This is a genomic window from Pseudomonas oryzihabitans (assembly GCF_014522265.1).
Taxonomy (GTDB): domain Bacteria; phylum Pseudomonadota; class Gammaproteobacteria; order Pseudomonadales; family Pseudomonadaceae; genus Chryseomonas; species Chryseomonas aestiva.
The window spans coordinates 3,097,272-3,117,623 of record NZ_CP017024.1; the positions used below are offsets into that span (position 1 = coordinate 3,097,272).

19 protein-coding genes are annotated in these 20,352 nt (G+C 66.4%); 10 read left to right on the forward strand and 9 right to left on the reverse strand.

Annotated features, from left to right (window positions below; genetic code table 11):
- Positions 1 to 12 precede the first annotated feature (12 nt).
- A complete protein-coding gene (locus tag BGI51_RS14275) occupies positions 13 to 273 on the forward strand; it encodes a DUF2798 domain-containing protein (RefSeq protein ID WP_187978741.1) in 261 nt (86 codons plus the stop codon).
- Between the two features lie 34 nt (positions 274 to 307).
- On the opposite strand, the gene BGI51_RS14280 is transcribed toward BGI51_RS14275, so the two are convergent.
- Positions 308 to 949: a DUF998 domain-containing protein gene (locus tag BGI51_RS14280; protein WP_423815028.1), complete on the reverse strand. Its 642-nt coding sequence runs from the start codon at positions 947 to 949 to the stop codon at positions 308 to 310.
- Positions 950 to 1,082: 133 nt separating this feature from the next.
- Between BGI51_RS14280 and BGI51_RS23520 the strand changes: the two genes are divergently transcribed.
- The gene (locus BGI51_RS23520; protein WP_252977079.1) at positions 1,083 to 1,217 is read left to right on the forward strand and encodes a LysR family transcriptional regulator; all 135 of its coding nucleotides are present in this window, start codon (positions 1,083 to 1,085) and stop codon (positions 1,215 to 1,217) included.
- 18 nt (positions 1,218 to 1,235) lie between these two features.
- Entirely contained in the window at positions 1,236 to 1,952 is a 717-nt protein-coding gene (locus BGI51_RS14285) for a LysR substrate-binding domain-containing protein (RefSeq protein WP_252977080.1), read from the forward strand.
- A 204-nt stretch (positions 1,953 to 2,156) separates the two neighbouring features.
- Here the strand turns inward: BGI51_RS14285 and BGI51_RS14290 are convergent, their stop codons facing one another.
- From BGI51_RS14290 to BGI51_RS14300, 3 genes are all read right to left on the reverse strand, one after another.
- Positions 2,157 to 4,070 carry a HAMP domain-containing methyl-accepting chemotaxis protein gene (locus tag BGI51_RS14290; RefSeq protein WP_187978743.1) on the reverse strand — a complete coding sequence of 638 codons (1,914 nt, stop codon included), beginning with the start codon at positions 4,068 to 4,070 and terminating at the stop codon, positions 2,157 to 2,159.
- 524 nt (positions 4,071 to 4,594) lie between these two features.
- On the reverse strand, positions 4,595 to 6,241 hold the full coding sequence (locus BGI51_RS14295) for an acetolactate synthase large subunit (RefSeq protein ID WP_187978744.1): 1,647 nt from the start codon (positions 6,239 to 6,241) through the stop codon (positions 4,595 to 4,597).
- A gap of 152 nt (positions 6,242 to 6,393) precedes the next feature.
- Entirely contained in the window at positions 6,394 to 7,542 is a 1,149-nt protein-coding gene (locus BGI51_RS14300) for a YbfB/YjiJ family MFS transporter (RefSeq protein ID WP_187978745.1), read from the reverse strand.
- A gap of 109 nt (positions 7,543 to 7,651) precedes the next feature.
- Here BGI51_RS14300 and ptrR point away from each other — a divergent pair, with 109 nt between their 5' ends.
- Together ptrR and BGI51_RS14310 are read left to right on the forward strand one after the other, a co-directional pair.
- Positions 7,652 to 8,536, forward strand: a complete 885-nt coding sequence (gene ptrR / locus BGI51_RS14305; protein WP_068385143.1) for a putrescine utilization regulator PtrR — start codon at positions 7,652 to 7,654, stop codon at positions 8,534 to 8,536.
- A gap of 50 nt (positions 8,537 to 8,586) precedes the next feature.
- The gene (locus BGI51_RS14310) at positions 8,587 to 9,507 is read left to right on the forward strand and encodes a Gfo/Idh/MocA family protein (RefSeq protein WP_187978746.1); all 921 of its coding nucleotides are present in this window, start codon (positions 8,587 to 8,589) and stop codon (positions 9,505 to 9,507) included.
- A 622-nt stretch (positions 9,508 to 10,129) separates the two neighbouring features.
- Here the strand turns inward: BGI51_RS14310 and trmA are convergent.
- The 3 genes from trmA to BGI51_RS14325 all read right to left on the reverse strand — a co-directional run bounded on the left by trmA (position 10,130) and on the right by BGI51_RS14325 (position 14,087).
- Positions 10,130 to 11,218, reverse strand: a complete 1,089-nt coding sequence (gene trmA / locus BGI51_RS14315; RefSeq protein WP_187978747.1) for a tRNA (uridine(54)-C5)-methyltransferase TrmA — start codon at positions 11,216 to 11,218, stop codon at positions 10,130 to 10,132.
- 59 nt (positions 11,219 to 11,277) lie between these two features.
- The gene (locus tag BGI51_RS14320; RefSeq protein ID WP_187978748.1) at positions 11,278 to 12,573 is read right to left on the reverse strand and encodes an NCS2 family permease; all 1,296 of its coding nucleotides are present in this window, start codon (positions 12,571 to 12,573) and stop codon (positions 11,278 to 11,280) included.
- A 122-nt stretch (positions 12,574 to 12,695) separates the two neighbouring features.
- Positions 12,696 to 14,087: an MFS transporter gene (locus BGI51_RS14325; protein WP_290127614.1), complete on the reverse strand. Its 1,392-nt coding sequence runs from the start codon at positions 14,085 to 14,087 to the stop codon at positions 12,696 to 12,698.
- 172 nt (positions 14,088 to 14,259) lie between these two features.
- On the opposite strand from BGI51_RS14325, the gene BGI51_RS14330 reads away from it, so the two are divergent.
- From BGI51_RS14330 to BGI51_RS14345, 4 genes are all read left to right on the forward strand, one after another.
- Positions 14,260 to 14,511, forward strand: coding sequence for a hypothetical protein (locus BGI51_RS14330; RefSeq protein ID WP_133859743.1), 252 nt, complete (start codon positions 14,260 to 14,262; stop codon positions 14,509 to 14,511).
- A gap of 84 nt (positions 14,512 to 14,595) precedes the next feature.
- The gene (locus BGI51_RS14335; RefSeq protein ID WP_133859742.1) at positions 14,596 to 15,000 is read left to right on the forward strand and encodes an RcnB family protein; all 405 of its coding nucleotides are present in this window, start codon (positions 14,596 to 14,598) and stop codon (positions 14,998 to 15,000) included.
- A gap of 87 nt (positions 15,001 to 15,087) precedes the next feature.
- Positions 15,088 to 15,390, forward strand: coding sequence for a putative quinol monooxygenase (locus tag BGI51_RS14340; protein WP_187978749.1), 303 nt, complete (start codon positions 15,088 to 15,090; stop codon positions 15,388 to 15,390).
- A gap of 61 nt (positions 15,391 to 15,451) precedes the next feature.
- On the forward strand, positions 15,452 to 17,005 hold the full coding sequence (locus tag BGI51_RS14345; RefSeq protein ID WP_187978750.1) for an alkaline phosphatase D family protein: 1,554 nt from the start codon (positions 15,452 to 15,454) through the stop codon (positions 17,003 to 17,005).
- Between the two features lie 162 nt (positions 17,006 to 17,167).
- Here BGI51_RS14345 and BGI51_RS14350 read toward each other — a convergent pair whose 3' ends face one another.
- Both BGI51_RS14350 and BGI51_RS14355 read right to left on the reverse strand, forming a co-directional pair.
- The gene (locus BGI51_RS14350; protein WP_133859739.1) at positions 17,168 to 18,520 is read right to left on the reverse strand and encodes a GntP family permease; all 1,353 of its coding nucleotides are present in this window, start codon (positions 18,518 to 18,520) and stop codon (positions 17,168 to 17,170) included.
- Positions 18,521 to 18,586: 66 nt separating this feature from the next.
- Complete coding sequence (locus tag BGI51_RS14355) at positions 18,587 to 19,120, reverse strand: gluconokinase (protein ID WP_187978751.1); 534 nt, start codon at positions 19,118 to 19,120, stop codon at positions 18,587 to 18,589.
- A gap of 186 nt (positions 19,121 to 19,306) precedes the next feature.
- Between BGI51_RS14355 and BGI51_RS14360 the strand changes: the two genes are divergently transcribed.
- A complete protein-coding gene (locus BGI51_RS14360) occupies positions 19,307 to 20,323 on the forward strand; it encodes a LacI family DNA-binding transcriptional regulator (RefSeq protein WP_187978752.1) in 1,017 nt (338 codons plus the stop codon).
- Positions 20,324 to 20,352: the final 29 nt, after the last annotated feature.

The following is a 20,352-nucleotide window of genomic DNA, read 5'->3' on the forward strand; positions in this document are numbered from 1 at the left end:
AGAGACTAGCCGATGAATTCCCAGACTCCAGCGCTTCCCGCCAGACGACGCCTGCCCAAGGGTGTGACGCCCTATGTGTTTGCGCTCTATATGTCGACCATCATGGCCTTGCTGATGTGCCTGGTGATCACCCTGGCTGAGTTCGGGTTCGATGCCCATTACTTGAGGAATGTGATGAATGCCTATCAGGTGGCGATGCCTTCGGCGTTCGTCTGCGTGTTGCTGGTGCGACCGCTGGTGGCGCGACTGGTCGCCCTGACCGTACAGGCCTGAGGCGTCCGCTGTGGCGCTCGCCGCTGTTCGTCGATTACCCGCGTTCGCGCCGGGCCAGCCAGACCAGGACCGCGAGCCAGCAGACGCCCGCGGCGTAATTGAGGCGCTGGTACAGGCCGAAGCCCTGGCCGTCGGTGACCGCTCCGGCCATCAGGGCCGCGGTGACCAGCGCCATGCCGGTACAGAGGATCGAGAAGCAGGCAAAGCCCGGCGAGGCCAGCAGGCGCCTGCCGAGCCAGCCCCAGAGTGCGCTGGCGAGGGTCAGCGACAGGAACATCACCAGGCCCGCCAGGTTGTGCAGCGCTTGCGAGCGCGACGGCTGCACCGGGGCGCAGCCCTGGTCGCACGGAAAAAGCCCGGTGGCGAAGCTGGCCAGGCCATGCAGCAGGATCAGGGCTGCACTCAGGCAGGCCAAGCGCGATCTGCGAAAGCGCCGGACCAGACCCAGGCCGACCAGCACGAAGAGCACTCCGAGCGGCATGTTGTTGATCCAGGCGGAAAAGCCCTGCGTGGGGGCATCGACTGCACCCAGCCGACTCAAGGCATGGTCCATATGGCTATAGCCGGGATAGGCCAGGGCGGTCAGTCCTACACCGATCGCCAACCAGACAGGAATCACCAGACCCATGCCCAGCAGAACCCGGTCGGTCCTGTTCAAGGTGGACGTCCTCGTCATCATGGCGCGCGCTTCCTGGGTCTCGAGATCCGCTCATGCTAGGAGGCGCTGGCGGCGAGCGTTACCGATTTTTTTGCAAGGCAGCTTGCCCAGGCGTCATCCTGTGCCGTTCCGCTGCCAAGGATGACCGCTGATGACTAGACGCCTGCCCAGCACCACGGCGCTGGTGGCCCTGGAAGCGGCCGCCCGCCATCTCAGTTTCGCCAAGGCCGCGCAGGAGCTGGCACTGAGTGAGGGCGCGATCAGCCGGCAGATCGCCAAGCTGTAGGCTGCTCTGGGCGTCCGGTTGTTCAATCGGGTCGGCAATCGCGTCGAGCTTTCCGCCGCCGGTGCCGGCTATGCCACTCATATGCGCACTGCGCTCGCCGACATCGAGCGCCATACCCAGCAACTGATCGCCCAGGCCCGCGGCGCCACGGCACTGGAAATCGGCGTTATCCCGACCCTGGCCGGTCGCTGGCTGATTCCCCTGCTGGCGCGCTTCCGCGAGCGCCATCCGGACATCGAGGTCAACCTCCGTGAGCGGACGCAGCCCTTTGCCCTGGAAGACAGCGGTCTGCATGCCGCGATCAACTACGAGCATCCGAGCTGGCAGAGCCTGAGGGTGCAACGGCTGTTCGAGGCGCAACTGGTGGCGGTCTGTCATCCCCGTCTGGCTGACCAGCCTCCCGTCAGTCTGCCGCTGTTGCACAAGCGGGAGAGCCCGCACAGCTGGACCCGCTATGCCGCACTTGCAGGGCTATCCCTGGGCGCCCCGACGGCTGGCCCCACCTATGATCGTTACTCGCTGCTGATCGAGGCCGCCAAGGCCGGCTTCGGCATGGCCCTGGTACCTGAGCACTACATCGAGGAAGAGCTGGTCGCCGGGCGGCTCCAGGCGCCGTGGCCGGTCCTGCCGGAACTGCGCGAACGCTATGTGCTGGTCACCCGTCCAGCGGAGGAGAGCGATCCGGCGCTGGCAAACTTCGAGCGGTGGTTGCTGGAAGAGGCGAGAGTGAGGTGAAAGAAATCCAGCCGTAGGTTGGGCCGAGACAGCTCCACCGTCGAAGCCCGACGATTCAGCGTTCATCCGACAGGTGTTGGGCTTCGCTGCGCTCGGCCCAACCTACCTTCTGTGCCGCGTTTTCCTTCCCGCTGCAAGTCCATCCCAGGCGCCCCTCTCCCTTGGGGAGAGGGGCGGGGTGAGGGGAACGAGCGTCCGTCAGGATCACACCTTGAAGCGCGCCGTCATCTCCTGCAGGCGTACGCCGATGCGGGCCAGCTCCATGCTCGAGGAAGCCGTCTCTTCACTGGCGGCGGCGGTCTGATCGGAGATGTCGCGGACGTTGGTGACATTGCGGCTGATCTCTTCGCCAGCCGAACTCTGCTGCTCGGCGGCGCAGGCGATCTGTTCGTTCATCGACTCGATGTCCTTCACCGAGCGGGTGATGCGCTTGAGCATCTCGCCCGCCTCGCGCGACAGGCCGACGCTGCTTTCGGTCAGTTGCACATTGTGGTCGAGCACCGTGCCCATGCGGTCGGTGCTCTGATGCAGACCGGTGATGAGCTGAGCGATCTCGTCCGTCGAGGAGCGGGTGCGCTGGGCCAGACCGCGGACCTCGTCGGCGACCACGGCGAAGCCGCGTCCCGCCTCGCCGGCGCGGGCGGCTTCGATGGCGGCATTGAGCGCCAGCAGATTGGTCTGCTCGGAAACCGCCTTGATCACGTCGAGCACGCCGCCGATGCTGTCGGCATGGCCGCGCAGGGTGGCCATGGCCGTCTTGGTCGATTCCATTTCCCGGGCCAGCACCTCGATCTGGTCGACCGCCTTGCTCACCGACTGCTCGCCCTGCAGGGCCTGGTGACTGGCTTCCAGCGCGGACTTGGCCGCGTTCCCGGCGTTGCGCGCCACCTCGTGGGTGGTGGCGGTCATCTCCTGCATGGCGGTGGCGATCTGGTCGGTCTCGACCTTTTGCGCTTGCACGCCAGCGCTGGTCTGTTCGGTGACCGCCGACAGCTGCTCGGCGGCACTGGCCACCTGGACCACACCGTCGCGTACCTCGCCGATCAGGCGGCGCAGGTTGCCGGTCATGCCTTGCATGCTGGTCTGCAGGGCGCCCAGTTCATCCTTGCGGGTGACCTGCTGCTGATGGGTGAAATCACCGTTGGCGACCTGCTCGGCCAAGGCCACGGTGTCCTGCAAGGGCTTGACGATGGAACGGGTGATCAGCCAGGCACAGGCCAGGCCCAGGGCGATGGCGACGGCCAGCCAGATCAGCAGCAGCTGACGGGCACCGGCCACGTCGGCCGTGCGGAATTCCTGCTGGATGCCGGTGAGCTTGTCGGCGATGCCGAGCAGGGTGGTGATGGTCGTGGTGATACCGCCCTGCGCCTGATCCACCTGCGCCTGCGCGGCCACCAGCTGATCGAGACGCTGCCCGTAGCCGGAGATTTCACCGACGAGCTTTTGCACGGTCTCGGTCGACAACGCCGTGGCGCCGAGCGCCTTGGCCTGGGTGAGGGCGGTATTGACTGAGGTGCGCGCGGTCTGCTCGCTGTCCTTGCCGGGTGCGGTGGCGTAGCCACGGAAATCGACCCTCATCCGCTGCACACCGATGAAGAGCGTCGCCAGCTGCTGGCGATCGGCAGGACGACCGGTCTCGCCATTCGCCTCTTCGGCCAATGTCAGCAACTGGGCATTGGCTGCCTCTGCCGCGCTGCTGGCGATCTTGCGGATGGATTCCCGCTCGCGGGTGGCGGTGATCGTCTGGTTGTAGAACTCGCGATAGCGTTTGAGCGCGGCCCCGGCCTCGTCTAGCAAGGCCTTGTTCGCCGGCGAGTTGAAGTGTGGAAGGATGGCCTGCAGCTGGCCTTCGGTCTTGTCCAGGGCGGCAAGCCACTTGGCCGCCTGGGCGTCATCGGCCTTGGTGAAATACACCAGCCGTTCGATGCGCATGTCGCGGGCCAGGGTGCTGTAGCCGGCGATATCGTTCATGCGCTCGCTGCGATCGCGCAGGGTATCGGTGGCCGACCAGCCGGTGTAGGCCACCAGCAGGATCATGCCGATGAGCAGGGCGAAGCCAAGGCCCAGCTTGGCCCTGACGCTTATATTGCTTAATGGATTCCAGCCAACTTGCTGCATGTGGACTACCTGGATAGCGGAGCGTTGGAAGGTGCGGGCCTGGAGACCTCGCGCCTCGTGCTTCGCGGTTACGGCAGCCTCTTTCGATTCGTCAACCGCCCGGCAGGACCGGTCGGTGCGAAGGGGCGCTTGGCCGCTGGTGCGGGTAACCACGGATTGGCCCCAAGGAATCGTCGGGTCTTTGGCGCTCGATCCGCCACCGCGCCGAGGGGATGGCAGGCGACAGCGAGGGCTCAAGGACGGGCATATCCATGGCTACGATTCTTAAGGCCTGCTTAATAGAACGCGAATCGCCGTAATATTCGAATCTGGACGATAGGCTGCGTGATTACCTGGATATTCGGCAGTATCCGGAGTAATCACATGTCGTATCTGTTTGTTTTTACTGGGTTTTCCCGTCTATTAGTTTGACGATATGAGTGGTGGATTGAGGGTCCGGAGAGGACGGGGTATTTCCTTCGGCCGCAATGAAAAACGCCCCGGCCTGGAGGCCGGGGCGTCAATTGGATCGTTGGGCTAACCGATCAGACCGCCGCGCTGCGTTCCTTGATGTCCTGGTGCAGGATGCGGTCGTTCTCGGAGTAGTCCACCGGGCAGTCGATGACGTGGACGCCAGGGGTGTCCAGGCAGTGCTGCACCAGCGGCGCGAAGGCGGCCGCGCTTTCCACGCGATGGCCATGGGCGCCGTAGCTTTCGGCGTAGCGGACGAAGTCCGGATTGCCGTAGTCCAGGCCGAAGTCCTCGAAGCCCATCTGCGCCTGCTTCCAGCGGATCATGCCGTAGCCGTCGTCGCGCAGGATGATGACCACCAGGTTCATCTTCAGGCGTACCGCGGTTTCCAGTTCCTGGCTGTTCATCATGAAGCCGCCGTCGCCGCACACCGCCACGATGGGGGTGCCGGGATGCACCAGGCGCGCGGCCATGGCCGACGGCAGGCCGGCGCCCATGGTGGCCAGGGCGTTGTCCAGCAGCACCGTGTTGGGCATGTAGGCCTTGTAGTTGCGGGCGAACCAGATCTTGTAGATGCCGTTGTCCAGGGCGACGATGCCGTCGGACGGCAGCACGTTGCGCAGGTCGGCCACCAGGCGCTGCGGATAGACCGGGAAGCGGTCATCGGTGGCGCCTTCGGCGACATGGGCCTCGTTGGCTTCGCGGATGTGCAGCAGGCGGTCGAAGTCCCAGGTGGGCTGGACCTCGATGCGCTCCTTGATCTCCCAGATGGCGTTGGCGATGTCGCCGACCACCTCGACCTGGGGGAAGTACACCGGATCGACTTCGGCGGAGCGGAAGTTGATGTGGATGACCTCGGTGCCGCCCCGGGTCATGAAGAACGGCGGCTTCTCGATCACATCGTGGCCGATGTTGACGATGAGGTCGGCGGACTCCAGGGCGCGGTGCACGAAGTCACCGGCGGAGAGGGCGGCGTTGCCCAGGAAGCGCGGGTGGCGCTCGTCGACCACGCCCTTGCCGAGCTGGGTGGTGACGAAGGGGATGCCGGTCTTCTCGATCAGCTGCCGCAGCACCCGCGCGGTCATCTTGCGGTTGGTGCCGGCGCCCAGCACCAGCACCGGGCTGCGGGCGTTTTCCAGCTTGGAGACGGCGGCGGCGATGGCCTTGGCTTCGGCGACCGGACGACGGCTCAGGCTCGGCGGGACCGGCAGGCTCTCGGTGTGCTCGTCGGCGATGTCTTCCGGCAGTTCCAGGTGCACGGAGCCGGGCTTTTCTTCCTCGGCGAGGCGGAAGGCCTCGCGGATGCGCGACGGGATGTTGTCGGCGGAGGCGAACTGGTGGGTGTACTTGGTGAGCGGTGCCATCATGCGGCACACGTCGAGAATCTGGAAACGCCCCTGCTTGGATTTCTTGATCGGCTTCTGGCCGGTCAGCATCAGCATCGGCATGCCGCCCAGGTAGGCGTAGGCGCCGGCGGTGACCAGGTTGGTGGCGCCTGGACCAAGGGTGGAAAGGCAGACACCGGTCTTGCCGGTGAAGCGGCCGTAGGTGGCGGCCATGAAGCCGGCGGACTGCTCGTGGCGAGTCAGGATCAGCTTGATCTGCGAGGAGCGCCGCAGGGATTCCAGCAGGTCCAGGTTCTCTTCGCCGGGAATGCCGAAGATGTATTCCACACCCTCGTTTTCCAGGCAGCGAACGACCAGATCGGAGGCCTTCATCATGAGTGTCGTGTTCCTTGTAGGGTGGGTGGCGAGCGCCTGAAGCGCCTCCTCTATGAGGCGCGGCGGTCACTGTACTCAGGAACGGCGAAACATTTCAAAACAAGGAACCACCCAGTTTTACTTCTGTGACGAAAGGCCGCAGCGGAAACGATTCAGGCGACGCAGCGCTGCAGCGAGGCCCGGGCGTGGCGCAGGTGCAGGCCGGCGAACAGCAGGCCCAGCGCGGCGATCACCAGGGCCGGTTGCAAGTTGCCGGCAAAATGACTGCTGGCTGCGCCGAGCAGCGGACCGACGAGTTGGCCGCTGGCGAAGCTGGCGGTCAGCACCCCGGCATTGCGCTGCGGCGTGGCCGGTGCCAACTCGCGGCCGTACTGCATCACCAGCTGCATGCAGGCGAGGAAAGGGCCACCGCAGAGCAGCACACCGAGGAACAGCGCCAGGCTGCCCGGCAGGAGGCAGAGCAGCACACCCGCGGCCTGCAGCCAGAGGGTGGCGATCAGCCAGCGGCGGGTATCGGTGCCCGGGCGTCTCAGGCTGACCAGCACCACGCCCAGCGCCGCCGCCAGGCCATAGCCGGGCCAGAAGAGGTCGGCCTGCCACTGGCCGTGGAAGCGGCTGGCGGCCATCTGCGAAAGGAAGGTCGCCGGCAGGATGTAGCCGACGCCTACCAGGCCATAGGCCAGGATCAAACGATTGAAGGCGGGTGAGCGCTTGGCCGGCGCCGCGGCGGTGTTGGGTAGCGGGGTGGCCGGACCGCGCCGCGGCAGCAGGGGCAGCAGGGCCAGGGTGGCCACGCTGGCAAGCAGGCCGTAGCTCAGCCACAGCTGGTTGGAATCGCCACCCAGGCGATTGCTGACCAGGGCCATTAGCCCGCTGATGAGAATGCCTACTCCGGGCCCGGTAAAGACCAGGGCGCCCAGGCGTGGCCGGCCGGCTTCGGCGGCCAGGGGCTGGCTCAGACCGGTCACCATCACCAGTACCCAGGCGCTGGCCAGGCCGGTGCCGAAGCGCAGTAGCGCCTGGGCGGCCAGGCCATCGGCCAGCAGGGAAGCCAGGGTCAGGCCGGCGCAGAGCCAGAGTCCTCCGACCAGACGCGCATGGGTCCGACGGGCGAAGAGCGCGTCCAGGGCGCCGAGCAGATAGCCCAGGTAGTTGGCCGCGGCCAGCAGGCTGGCGCCGGTGAGGTCGATCTGACCCTCGGCGATCAGGTGGGGCAGGGCGGGGGTAAGGGCGAAGCGGCCGATGCCCATGGCGGTGGCCAGGGCCAGCAGGCAGGCCAGCAGGCGGGTAGTGGCGGTCATCGCAGGACTCCAGTAGCGAGCGGATGAGTACAGCCTAGGCCTTGAAGTTGATCAATAAAAACGAATAATAGAGAAATAGATGTTCAGCTAAAGAGAAAGGTGGTGATCCATGGAGTTCGCAGAGCTACGCATCTTCCAGGCGGTGGCCGAGGAAGGTTCCCTGGTGAAGGCCGCCGAGCGACTCAACCGGGTGCCGTCCAATCTCTCCACGCGCCTACGCCAGCTGGAAGACAAGCTGGGGGTGGAGCTGTTCCTGCGCGAACGCCAGCGGCTGCACCTGACCGCCGCCGGCCACCGAATGCTGGACTACGCCCATCGCCTGTTCGCCCTGGCCGACGAGGCGCGCAGCGCGGTGCAGGGCGGCGAGCCGGCCGGTACCTTCGTCCTGGGGTCCATGTTCAGCACCGCGGCCATCCATCTGCCAGGGCTGCTGGCGCGCTATCACCAGCGCTATCCCAAGGTGAATCTGCAGGTGCACAGTGGCCCCAGCGGCGAACTGGTGGAAGGCTTGCTGGCCGGTCGCCTGGACGCCGCCCTGGTGGACGGCCCGGCGCCCGACGCGGCGCTGGAAGGCCAGCCCTGGTTCGAGGAGCGGCTGGTGCTGATCACCGGGCTGGAACTCGGTCCGGTGCGTTCACCTGCCGACGTGGCGGGACGCCCGGTGTTCGGCTTTCGCGCCGGCTGCTCCTATAGACGCTACCTGGACACCTGGTACGCCGCGGCGGGGGTGCCTAGCGGACCGGTGATGGAGATCGAGTCCTACCACAGCATGCTGGCCTGCGTGATCACCGGCGGGGTGGCGCTGATGCCGGAATCCATGCTCGACAGCCTGCCCGGCCGCGAGCGGGTGCAGCGTCATCCGATCCAGGCGCGCTTCGCCCAGGCCACCACCTGGCTGATGTGGCGCAAGGGCCGTGAGGGGGCCAATCTGCGCAGCTGGCTGGAGTTGCGCGAGAGCCTGCAGACCGACCGCGAAGCTGTTGCTTTGGTGTGATGATTGCCCGATCCTAGGCGGCGGACTCCTACCGTCTACCGAGGACGATCATGATAAGAATAGCCATCGTCGGTTTGGGCAAGATCGCCCGTGACCAGCACCTGCCGGCGCTCGCCGCCAATTCCGACTACGAGCTGGTCGCCGTGGCCAGCCGCAACGCCCAGCTCGACGGCGTCGCCCACTATCCCAGCCTGAGCGCCCTGCTCGAAGACGGCCCGGCGATCGACGCCGTGTCGCTCTGCGCGCCAGCGGCGGTACGTTACGAACAGGCCCGCGAGGCCCTGGCGGCGGGCAAGCACGTGATGCTGGAAAAACCGCCGGGGGCGACCCTGAGTGAAGTGGAAGCCCTGACGCGGCAGGCCGAGATGGCGGGTCTGTCGCTGTTCGCCACCTGGCATTCCCGCCATGCCCAGGGCGTCCAGCCAGCCCGCGAATGGCTGGAAGGCAAGCGCATCCAGGCGGTGCGGATCGAGTGGAAGGAAGACGTGCGCGTCTGGCATCCGGGTCAGGCCTGGATCTGGGAGCCGGGCGGCATGGGCGTCTTCGATCCGGGCATCAATGCCCTGTCCATCGTCACCGCCATCCTGCCACGGCCGTTCTTTCTCAAGGAGGCGACGCTGCAGGTGCCCGGCAACTGCCAGACCCCGGTGGCCGCGCAACTGGCCTTCGTCGACAGCGCCGGCGTGCCCATCGCCGCCGACTTCGACTTCCTGCAGACCGGTCCCCAGACCTGGGACATCCATGTCGACACCGATGGCGGTCGCCTGACCCTGAGCAAGGGCGGCAGCGAGCTGTACCTGGACGGGCAACTGAGCCACCAGGGCCCGGACCGGGAGTACGCCGGCCTCTATGCCCGCTTCGCCGAGCTGGTGGCCCAGAACCGCTCCGATGTGGACGTGGCCCCGCTGCGCCATGTGGCGGATGCCTTCCTCTATGGCCGTCGCGAGACGGTGGCGGAGTTTCATGAGTAGGGCGACCCTCACCCCGGCCCTCTCCCCGAGGGAGAGGGGGCGTCATGATGGGCTCTTGTAGGTTGGGCTGAGCGCAGCGAAGCCCAACGCTACCCGGGCCTGTTGGGCTTCGACGATAGGGCCGTCTCAGCCCAACCTACGGGTTGGCGGTCCCCTCACCCCAACCCTCTCCCGGAGGGAGAGGGGCGTTCGAACCAGGCGTAGGGTGGAAAACGGCGCAGCCTTTTCCGCGTGCGGTATCTCGTAGGTTGGGCTGAGCGCAGCGAAGCCCAACGCTGCCCGGGCCCGTTGGGCTGCGACGATAGGGCCGTCTCAGCCCAACCTACGGGTTAGCGGTCCCCTCATCCCAACCCTCTCCCGGAGGGAGAGGGAGCGTTCGGACCAGGCGTAGGGTGGAAAACGGCGCAGCCTTTTCCGCCTGCGGTATCTCGTAGGTTGGGCTGAGCGCAGCGAAGCCCAACGCTGCCCGGGCCTGTTGGGCTTCGACGATGGAGCCGTCTCAGCCCAACCTACGGGTTGGCGGCCCCCTCACTCCAACCTGATCCTCGAGGGAGAGAGTGCGCTTGGACCAGGTGTAGGGTGGAAAACGGCGCAGCCTTTTCCACGCGGGCTAGCTCGATGCTCAACGCCGCTCCAGCAATACCCCACTTTCCATATGGTGCGTCCAGGGGAACTGGTCGAACAGGGCGCAGCAGGTGATGCGGTGGGTGTCCTGCAACTGGGCGATGTTCTCGGCCAGGGTCTCCGGATTGCAGGAAATATAGAGGATGCGCTCGAAGCGGCGGGTCAGCTCGCAGGTGTCGGGGTCCATGCCGGCGCGGGGCGGGTCGACGAAGACGGTGCCGAACTGGTAGCTCTTGAGATCCACGCCGGCCAGGCGGCGGAAGGGACGGACCTCGTTGAGCGCCTGGGTCAGTTCTTCGGCGGAGAGACGCACCAGGGTGACGTTGTCCACGCCATTGCTGGCCAGGTTGTGCAGGGCGGCGTTGACCGAGGTCTTGCTCACCTCGGTGGCCAGTACCTTACGGACCCGGCTGGCCAGCGGCAGGGTGAAGTTGCCGTTGCCGCAATAGAGCTCCAGCAGATCGTCGTCGCGCTCGCCCAGGGCGGTATGGGCCCAGCTCAGCATCTTCTGGTTGACGGTGCCATTGGGCTGGGTGAAGCCGCCCTCGGGTTGGAGATAGCGGTAGGTCGTCCCGGCCACCTCCAGTTCTTCGAGCACATGGTCACGCCCGATCACCAGGCGCTGGCCGCGGGAGCGACCGATCAGGCTGACGCCCAGGTCGGCGGCCAGGCGCTCGGCGGCGGCTTGCCAGGCGGCGTCCAGGGGGCGGTGGTAGGCCAGGGTGATCAGGGCGTCGCCACTCAGGGTGGTGAGGAATTCCACCTGGAACAGCTTGAACGACAGTGCCACGTCCGCCTGCCAGCCGGCCTTGAGGCGCGGCATCAGATCGTTGATGCGCTGGCTGGCGATGGGGAAGGCCTCGATGAGGATCGGCGTGCGCTTGTCGCCCGGGGCGAACATGGCGTAGTGGCGTTCCTCGTTCTCCCGCCACAGGCGGAATTCGGCGCGCAGCCGGTAGTGCTGCAGCGGCGAGGCGAAGACCTCCGGCTCGGGGGCCTGGAAAGGCGCCAGCAGTTCGCGCAGGCGGTTGGCCTTGGCGTCGAGTTGAGCCTGGTAGTCGGCGGGAACGAAGGAGGGTTGGGACATGGTAGATCCGGAGCAGGGTGGGGCGGGGAGACCTCGGGCCGGAGCCCCGAGGGGAGGGGTCAGGCGTTGAACCAGCCCAGCTTGATGACGAACAGGATCGACAGCACGATCAGCGCCGAATTCAGCTCGCGGGTACGGCCGGAGAGCAGCTTGATGACCGTCCAGGTGATGAAGCCGAAGGCGATGCCGTTGGCGATGGAATAGGTCAGCGGCATGGCCAGGGCGGTGACCAGCACCGGGGCGGCGGTGGTCAGGTCGTCCCACTCGATCTCGGCCAGGCCCGAGGTCATCAGCACGGCGATGAAGAACAGCGCCGGGGCGGTGGCGAAGGCTGGCACGCTACCCGCGAGGGGAGCGAAGAACAGCGCCAGCAGGAACAGCACCGCGACCACCACGGCGGTGAGGCCGGTACGCCCGCCCGCGGAAACGCCGGCGGCGGATTCGATGTAGCTGGTGGTGGTGGAGGTGCCCAGCAGCGAGCCGAACATGGCGGCGGAGCTGTCGGCGATCAGGGCGCGGCCCATCTTCGGCAGATGGCCGTCCTTGCCCATCAGGCCGGCGCGCTTGGCCACGCCGATCAGGGTGCCGGAGTTGTCGAACAGGTCGACGAACAGGAAGGCGAAGATGACGCTGATCAGGCCGACGTCCAGGGCGCCCCGGATGTCCAGCTGCAGGAAGGTCGGTGCCAGCGACGGCGGCATGGAGACCAGGCCGCCGAAGGCGCTGACGCCCAGGGCGATGGCGATCACGGTGATCACCAGGATGCCGATCAGCACCGCGCCGGTGACCTTGCGCGCTTCGAGCACGACGATCAGGAAGAAGCCGAGGATGGCCAGCAGCGGACCCGGCTTGGACAGGTCGCCCAGGCCCACCAGGGTCGCCGGATTACCCACCACGATGCCGGCGGTCTGCAGGGCGATCAGCGCCAGGAACAGGCCGATGCCGGCGGCGATGCCCGAGCGCAGCGGGAGCGGGATGCTGTTGATGATCCATTCGCGGATGCGAAAGATCGACAGCAGGAAGAACATCAGCGCCGAGAGGAATACCGCGCCCAGGGCCACCTGCCAGGTATGGCCCAGGTGCAGGACCACGGTGTAGGTGAAGAAGGCGTTGAGGCCCATGCCCGGGGCGAGGGCGATGGGGTAGTTGGCGATGAGTCCCATGAGCGCCGAGCCGATGGCGGCGGCCAGGCAGGTGGCGACGAAGATCGCGCCCTTGTCCATGCCGGTGGCGCCGAGGATGCTCGGGTTGACGAACAGGATGTAGGCCATGGCCAGGAAGGTGGTGACCCCGGCCAGCAGTTCGGTGCGGACAGAGGTGTTGTGGGCCTTGAGTTGGAAGAGTCTTTCCAGCATGGGATGCCTCGTGCGCGCCGGTCTGATCGGAAAAAGGCGCGCATCATAACAGGTCGGTAAACACGGGTAAGACGCTAAGCCCTAACCCCCAATCGACATCGCCTGGAGCCCTGTCCGCCTGGTCAACTTTCAGAGGTATGACCGCTGACCGAATCGCCTGCGTTGCGGACCAGGCGGAAGGCATCCAGGGTGCTCAGGATGCCGAGCACGGCCACTATGCAAAAGGCTAGCCGAAAGTCCGCCAGTTGCGGGTCGAGGTGGCCGTGCCAGTCCATCGAGGCGCGTAGCAGCAGGGCGGCGATGGCCACGCCCAGGCCCATGGCCAGCTGGAAATTGGTGCTGAACAGGGTGGAGGCATGGCTCAGCCGCGACTTGGGGATGTCGGCGAAGGCCAGGGCATTGCTGGCGGTGAACTGCAGCGAGCGGAACACCCCGCTGAAGAACAGCAGGAGCAGGATCGCCGGCAAGGGCCAGTCCGGAGTGAGCAGGCCACAGGCCAGCAGGCTGAACGCGCTGAGCAGGCCGTTGACGGTCAGGATGGTGCGCAGGCCGAAGCGGCGCATGGTGGCGGTGGTGAAGGGCTTGGCCGCCAGGTTGCCGGCGAACAGTGCCAGGAGCAGCAGGCCGGCCTGGAAGGCGTCCAGGCCAAAGGCCAGCTGGAACAGCAGGGGCAGCAGGAAGGGCGCCGTGGCGATGGTGACGCGGAACAGGCCGCCACCGAGGATGGCCGCGCGGTAGGTGGGGATGCGCAGTGTGCCAAAATCGATCAGCGGGCGTTCGATCCGGGTCATGTGGCGCACCGCCTTGGTGCCGAGGATCAGCCCTATGCCCATCCAGGCCAGGTTGGCGCCCAGGCTGCCATGGTTCTGGCCGAGGCGCTCCACGCCCCACATGAAGGCCACGCAGGCGCCGCCCAGCAGCAGGAAGCCGCGCCAGTCCAGCGGATGGCGCTGGGTCGGCAGGTCGGCGGGCACCAGGCGCCAGGCCAGCAGCAGGGCGATCAAGCCCAGCGGCAGGTTGAGGTAGAAGATCCAGCGCCAGTCGGCATAGGTGGTGATCAGGCCGCCCAGGGGCGGGCCGAGCACAGGGGCCACCAGGCCCGGCCAGGTGATGAGGGCGATGGCGCGCACCAACTCGTGCTTTTCGGTGACCTGCAGGACCACCAGACGCCCCACGGGCACCATCAGGGCGCCGCCGAGCCCCTGGAGGATACGCGCGGCGATGAAGTGTTCGAGGGACAGGGCCATGCCGCAGAGCAGCGAGGCCAGGGTGAAGACGCCGATGGCCAGGGTGAAGACCGGGCGGGGACCGAAGCGCTCGGCGATCCAGCCACTCACCGGGATGCCCACGGCGATCGCCAGCAGATAGGCGCTGATGCCCAGGTTGAGGTCCACCGGCTCGCGGCCGAAGGACAGGGCCATCTGCGGCAGCGCCGTGGCGATCACCGTGGCGTCCAGGTTTTCCATGAAAAAGGTGAAGCTCACCAGGCCGGCGAGAAGCTTCCAGCGTTCCAAGGGCTGCACCTCTGGGCAGGGGGGGTGGGCTACTCTGCCTGAGGTGTCGCAAGGCGCGCCAGCCCTGGCTTGCCGATAAAAAGTCAAAGGATTCACCACCCTGTTCGGACGGGCTGCTAAAGTCGAGAAGAAACAGGTTCGATAATTGTCATCGCCACGAGGAAACCGTTGCATGAAGGACGTGACCGACAGCCACATCGTGGCCATGGCGGAAGCCCGGCGCCTGCTTGAACGGGGTAGCCAGGCCAAGCGTCAGCACCAGCGCTATTTCCTCAACTTCCTCACCTTGCGCCAGGAAGCCTCGCGACTCAGTCAGCAGTCCTATCGGCTGAGCTGCGCGCTGGACGCCTTTTCCACCGAGCGCTCGCGCCAGTTGCCGCGGGTGCTGACCCTGGTAAAGGCCGACCGGGACGAACGGTTGTAAGGCCAGCAGCGCAACCGTAGGTATTCGTGGAGCTTTTTCTCCGGCCCCAGGGTCAAAACCTCGAACGCAGAGGAGAAACACCCCATGACCAAGCAATCACTGCTCTCCCTGGCGCTGGGCGCCGTCGTCCTGACCGGAGCCCTGCATGTCCAGGCCGCGCCCGAATCCATGACCCCGACCAAGCCGGCCGCCGACAAGGCCGCTTCGGAGCCCACCAGCTCGCAGTACCAGAACAAGGTCAACAAGAAGGACGCCAGTCAGAGCGATGAGGCGGTCACCCACGACCCTGATCATCCTACCTTTGAACTCGAAGAGGGTGGCCGGGCGCCGCGCAAGTACATCCGTGACGAGTACGTGATCAAGGATTTCAAGAAGCATGGTCTGGAGCAGCCGGGCGAAGACAGCCAATGGGTCAAGATCGGCTCCGACTATGTGCTGATCAAGCGCAGCAATGCGGTGATCGACAAGATCGTCAAAGCCAAACAGTGATCCACCATGACCGGGGCCGGCCCTCGGCCCCGGTGGCATTCAGGGTGTCCAGTCGCCAGGCTGAAGCACCCCTTCTGGAGTTTTTGCATGACCAGTGAAATCCATGTCGTCGCCATTCTGCAGGCCAAACCCGGTCAGGCCGAGGCTGTCGAAAACGCCATGCGTGCCATCGTCGCGCCGTCCCGCGCCGAAGCCGCCTGTCACTTCTATACCCCGCACCGCGATCCGAGCCATGCAGGTCGCTATGTCTTCGTCGAACGCTGGGCCAGTCGCGAAGCCCTGGCCGAGCACGAGCAAACCCCTCACTTCAAGCAGTTGCTGAGCGATCTGGACGGTCTACTCGTCGACGCGCCGCAGGTCATGATCCTCGAGGAATTGCCGCTGGCCTGAGCCGCCGACATGCCGTTGTCACCTGCCTGAGCCACCCTGGCCTCTTTTCCTGGAGGCCAGGATGAGTACCTCTCGACGTCAAGCGCTGGGCCTGCTCGGCCTGGGTCTGAGCGCACCCTGGTTCGCCGGTTGCAGCGCTCGCACGCCACAGCCGGATCCCTTCACCCTGGGCGTCGCCAGTGGTGATCCTGCTACCGACGGCTTCGTCATCTGGACCCGCCTGGCGCCCGATCCGCTGGCCGAGGACGGCCTGGGCGGTCTGCATGGTCCGGTCAAGGCTGGGTGGGAAGTGGCCCTGGATCCGGGGCTGCGCCAGGTGGTGCAGCGCGGAGTGATCCAGGCACAGCCACAGTCTGCTTTCTGCCTGTCCATCCCCCTGACCGGTCTGCTGGCGGGACGGCCCTACTGGTACCGTTTCACCGCGCTGGGCCACCAGAGTCGTATCGGGCGCGCCACTACGCTACCGCCGTCAGCCAGCGCTCCGCAGCGGCTGAAGCTGGTGGCCGCTTCCTGCTCCCACTATGAGAAGGGCTTCTTCAGCGCCTATCGGCACATGGCGGACGAACAGGCGGATCTGGCGCTGTTCCTCGGGGACTATATCTACGAGGCCAACGTGCCCCTGCTGCTGCCGGCCGTGCGTCGGCATGGCCTGCCGGAAGCCCGGGACCTGGCCAGTTACCGCCGGCGCCATGCGCTGTACCGCACCGATCCCGATCTGCAGTACCTGCACGCCAATGTCACCAGTCTCATGACCTGGGACGACCACGAGGTGCAGAACGACTATTCCGGTCCCTGGGCGGCGGACCCCAGGGTCAGTCTGGCTGCCTTCGCCGCGCGGCGGCAGGCTGCCTACCAGGCTTTTCGCGAACATGCGCCGCTGCGCGGGTGGCGGACCCAGGGCAGCGCGCTGCGCCTCTATGACCGGTGGCGCTTCGGTGACCTGGCGGAGATCCATCTGCTCGATGGTCGGCAATACCGCAGCGAACCGGCCTGCACGACGCCCAGGACCCGCGGTGGCCAGCTGGTCGCCCCGGATTGCCCGGGTCTGCGCGACGCCGCGCGCAGCATGCTCGGGCAGGCGCAGGAGCGCTGGCTGCTGGATGGCTTTCGCCACAATGCCACCCGCTGGAATCTGATCGCCCAGGATCTCCTGCTGGCACCCCTGCGGCAGCGCCTGCCGGAGGGCGATCCGGCGCGCTGGACCGATGGCTGGGACGGCTATCCGGCGACTCGCGAGCGGCTGCTCGCGGCCATGGCTGACAGCCGCCTGGCTAATCCGGTAACCCTGGGCGGGGACATCCATTCCTTCTGGGTGACGGACCTGCACCGCGAGCCGGAAGACGAGCGGAGCCCGGTGGTGGCGAGCGAATTCGTCGGCACCTCCATCACCTCTGACGGACCGGACTACCGCCGTTTCCAGGCGCTGTTGCCGGAGAATCCCCAGGTGCGCTTCTTCGACAGCCGGGAGCGTGGCTATCTGGCCCTGGAGCTGACGCGGGAACGGTTGCAGGTGGACCTGCGCACCATCAGTGATCGAACGCGCCCGGATGCCGGACGCGGCACCCGGGCAAGCTTTGTGGTGGAGGCGGGGCGGCCAGGGGCCGTCCCTGCCTGAGAGCCTGCTCCAAAGCTGCTGCGCGTCGGCCAATCTGCGTTGAAAATGGCTTCGGAATGCTCATTTACCCTACGTAAACTCTGCTTCCTCAGCTATTTTCGCGGGGCCGCCTAGGCCTTGCTTGGCTCTAGCTCGCTAGCCTTGGAACAGGCTCTGCGGGGCTCAGACGAACAGCGACAGCAGCATGATGAAGGCCAGGGCCACCACCGAGAGGATGGTTTCCATCATCGACCAGGTCTTGAAGGTCTCGGCCACGGTCATGTTGAAGTACTGCTTCACCAGCCAGAAGCCGGCGTCGTTGACGTGGGAGAGGATCACCGAACCGGCACCGGCGGCCAGTACCAGCAATTCCTTGTTCACACCGGGGATCAGCGCCACCACGGGGGCGACGATGCCGGCGCCGGTGATGGTCGCCACGGTGGCGGAACCGGTGGCCACGCGGATCACCGCTGCCACCAGCCAGGTCAGCAGGATCGGCGAGATCTGCGTCTGCACCGCCAGGTTGCCAATCACCTCACCCACGCCGCTGGCCACCAGCATCTGCTTGAAACCACCGCCGGCGCCGACGATCAGCACGATGGCCGCCACTGGCGCCAGGCTCTGGTCGAGCAGCTTGACGATCTTCTCGCGAGAGAAGCCGCAGGCGGTGCCGAAGCTGTAGAAGCTCAGCAGCAGGGCGGCGAGCAGGGCGGTGATGGGGTGGCCGATGAAGTCCATCCAGATGCGGAAGTGGTTGTCGGCGGCGAAGAAGATGTCGGCGAAGGCCTTGAGCAGCATCAGGATCACCGGCAGCAGCACGGTGAAGACGGTGATGCCGAAGCCCGGCAGATTGCGGTTGTCGGTCTCCTGGGCGATCTGGGCGACCAGTTCGGGGTTGGCCGAACCGGGGATGCGCTTGGAGATCCAGGCACCGAAGAGGGGACCGGCGATCATGGCGGTGGGCAGGCCGACCAGCAGGCCATAGAAGATGGTCTTGCCGATGTCGGCACCGAACACCCCGACCGCCAGCAGCGGACCCGGGTGCGGCGGCACCAGGCCGTGTACGGCGGACAGGCCGGCCAGCAGCGGGATGCCCAGCTTGACCAGCGACAGCCCGGTCCGGCGGGCGACGATGAACACCAGGGGTGCCAGCAGCACGAAGCCGATCTCGAAGAACAGCGGGATGCCCACCAGGAAGGCGGCGAACATCATCGCCCAGTGCACGCGCTTGATGCCGAAGGCGCGGATCAGCGTCTGGGCGATCTGGTCGGCGCCGCCGGAATCGGCCATCAGCTTGCCGAGCATGGTGCCCAGGCCGAGCAGGATGCCGACGAAGCCGAGTACGCCGCCGAAGCCGTCCTGGAAGGATTTCATGACCTTTTCCACCGGCATGCCGGAGGTCAGGCCGAGAAAGCCCGAGGCGATGGTCAGGGCGATGAAGGGATGGACCTTGAACTTGGTGATCAGCAGCACCAGGCCGATGATGGTGACCAGGGCGTCGAGCAGAAGGAAGCTGTTGTGGTCCATGCCGAACATGGCGCCTCTCCTATTGTTGTTGTGGGCGTTGCGGGTGATTGGATTGGAATGGGTAGCGCTGTCTCGTCAGGCCGGCTGGGCCAGGCGCGCCGAGGTGTTCCACCAGGCCGACACCTGGGTGCCGATGGCGGGCAGGCTGTCGCGTGCATCCACTACCAGCGTAGCCGGTTCACCGTGGGGTGCTTCGAGGGCGGCGAACTGGCTGTCGATCAGGCTGGCGGGCATGAAGTGCCCCGGACGATTGGCGACGCGCTGGGCGGCGGTCTCGCGGGTCAGTTCGAGAAAGACGAAGCCGAGACCGGGCACGGCCTGGCGCAGCTGGTCGCGATAGCGGCGCTTGAGCGCCGAGCAGGTGAGCACCGGGCGTTCGCCGGCGGCCACCGCAGCGGCCAGTTCTTCACCGAGGCGGGTCAGCCAGCCAGCGCGATCTTGGTCGTCGAGGGGGATGCCGGCGCTCATCTTGGTGATGTTGGCGGCGGGGTGGAAGGCGTCGCCTTCGATCAGGCGGCCACCGTCCTGCTCGGCAATGGTCGCGCCGACGCTGCTCTTGCCGCAGCCTGCGACGCCCATGACCACCAGCGCGGGAATGGGAGTGTTCATCGTCACCTCCGGTCTGGAGACAGCGCTACCCCGAAAAAGGAAAAAGGTAGCGGTTTCCAGTTCTTGTCGATCTTGTTAGGCCGAATGCCGACGTGTCCCGGAGGGGCACGCCAGGCTTGTAGTGTCTGGTGAGACAGCGCTACCTTAGGCGCGTTCTCCGTCTCTGACAAGCCTGAAACCATAACAATGAATCGAACGGGTTCTCGTAGTTCCGGTCGGCCCACCCTTACCGAGGTGGCGCTGCAGGCCGGTGTTTCCCCCATCACGGCCTCGCGTGCCCTGCGCGGTGTCGCCAGCGTGGCACCCGAGCTGGTCACCCGCGTGCAGGAAGCTGCCGCGCGCCTTGGCTATGTCACCAATCCGGCCGCCCGCGCCCTGGCCTCCGCCCAGGGGCATTCGGTGGTGGTGCTGGTCCCCTCGCTGTCCAATCATCTGTTCATCGAGCCGCTGGAGGCCATCCACGAGGTCCTGCGCCCCCGTGGCCTGGAAGTGCTGATCGGCAACTATCACTACGATCCCGTGGAAGAGGAAAAGCTGATCCGCAACTACCTGGCCTATCAGCCCCGGGGACTGCTGCTGACCGGCTTTGACCGTACCGATGCCGCACGCCAGCTGCTGGCTGCTAGCGGGGTGCCGCGGGTGCACATGATGGAGCTGGATCCGGCGGGGTCGGTGCCCAGCGTCGGCTTTTCCCAGCACGCCGCCGGCGCCGCCGCGGCGCGGCACCTGCTGGCGGCAGGGCGCAGATGCCTGGGCTATGTCGCGGCCCAGCTCGACCCGCGGGCGCTGGCCCGGGGCGAGGGCTTTCGCGAGGTGCTGCGCGCGGCGGGCTGCTATGACCCGAGTCTGGACGTGCTGGATCCGCAGCCGTCATCCGTGGGCCTGGGCGCCCGCCAGTTCCGCGAACTGCTGGCCCGCCGGCCGGAGGTCGATGGCCTGTTCTTCTGCAACGACGACCTGGCCCAGGGTGCGCTGTTCGAGGCCCAGCGGCTGGGCATTGCCATCCCCGCGCGGATCTCGGTGCTGGGCTTCAACGACCTGCCCGGCTCGGCGCATACCGTGCCCCGGCTCACCTCCATCCAGACCCCCCGCGCCGCGGTAGGGCGCCAGGCCGCGACCCTGTTGCTGGGGCTGCTCGACGGCCGCAGCCAACCGACCTGCGTGGATCTGGGATTCGAGCTGGTGAGTCGGGAGAGTGTGTAGGGCTGGTCGCTCGCGTCGGATCATCGCGG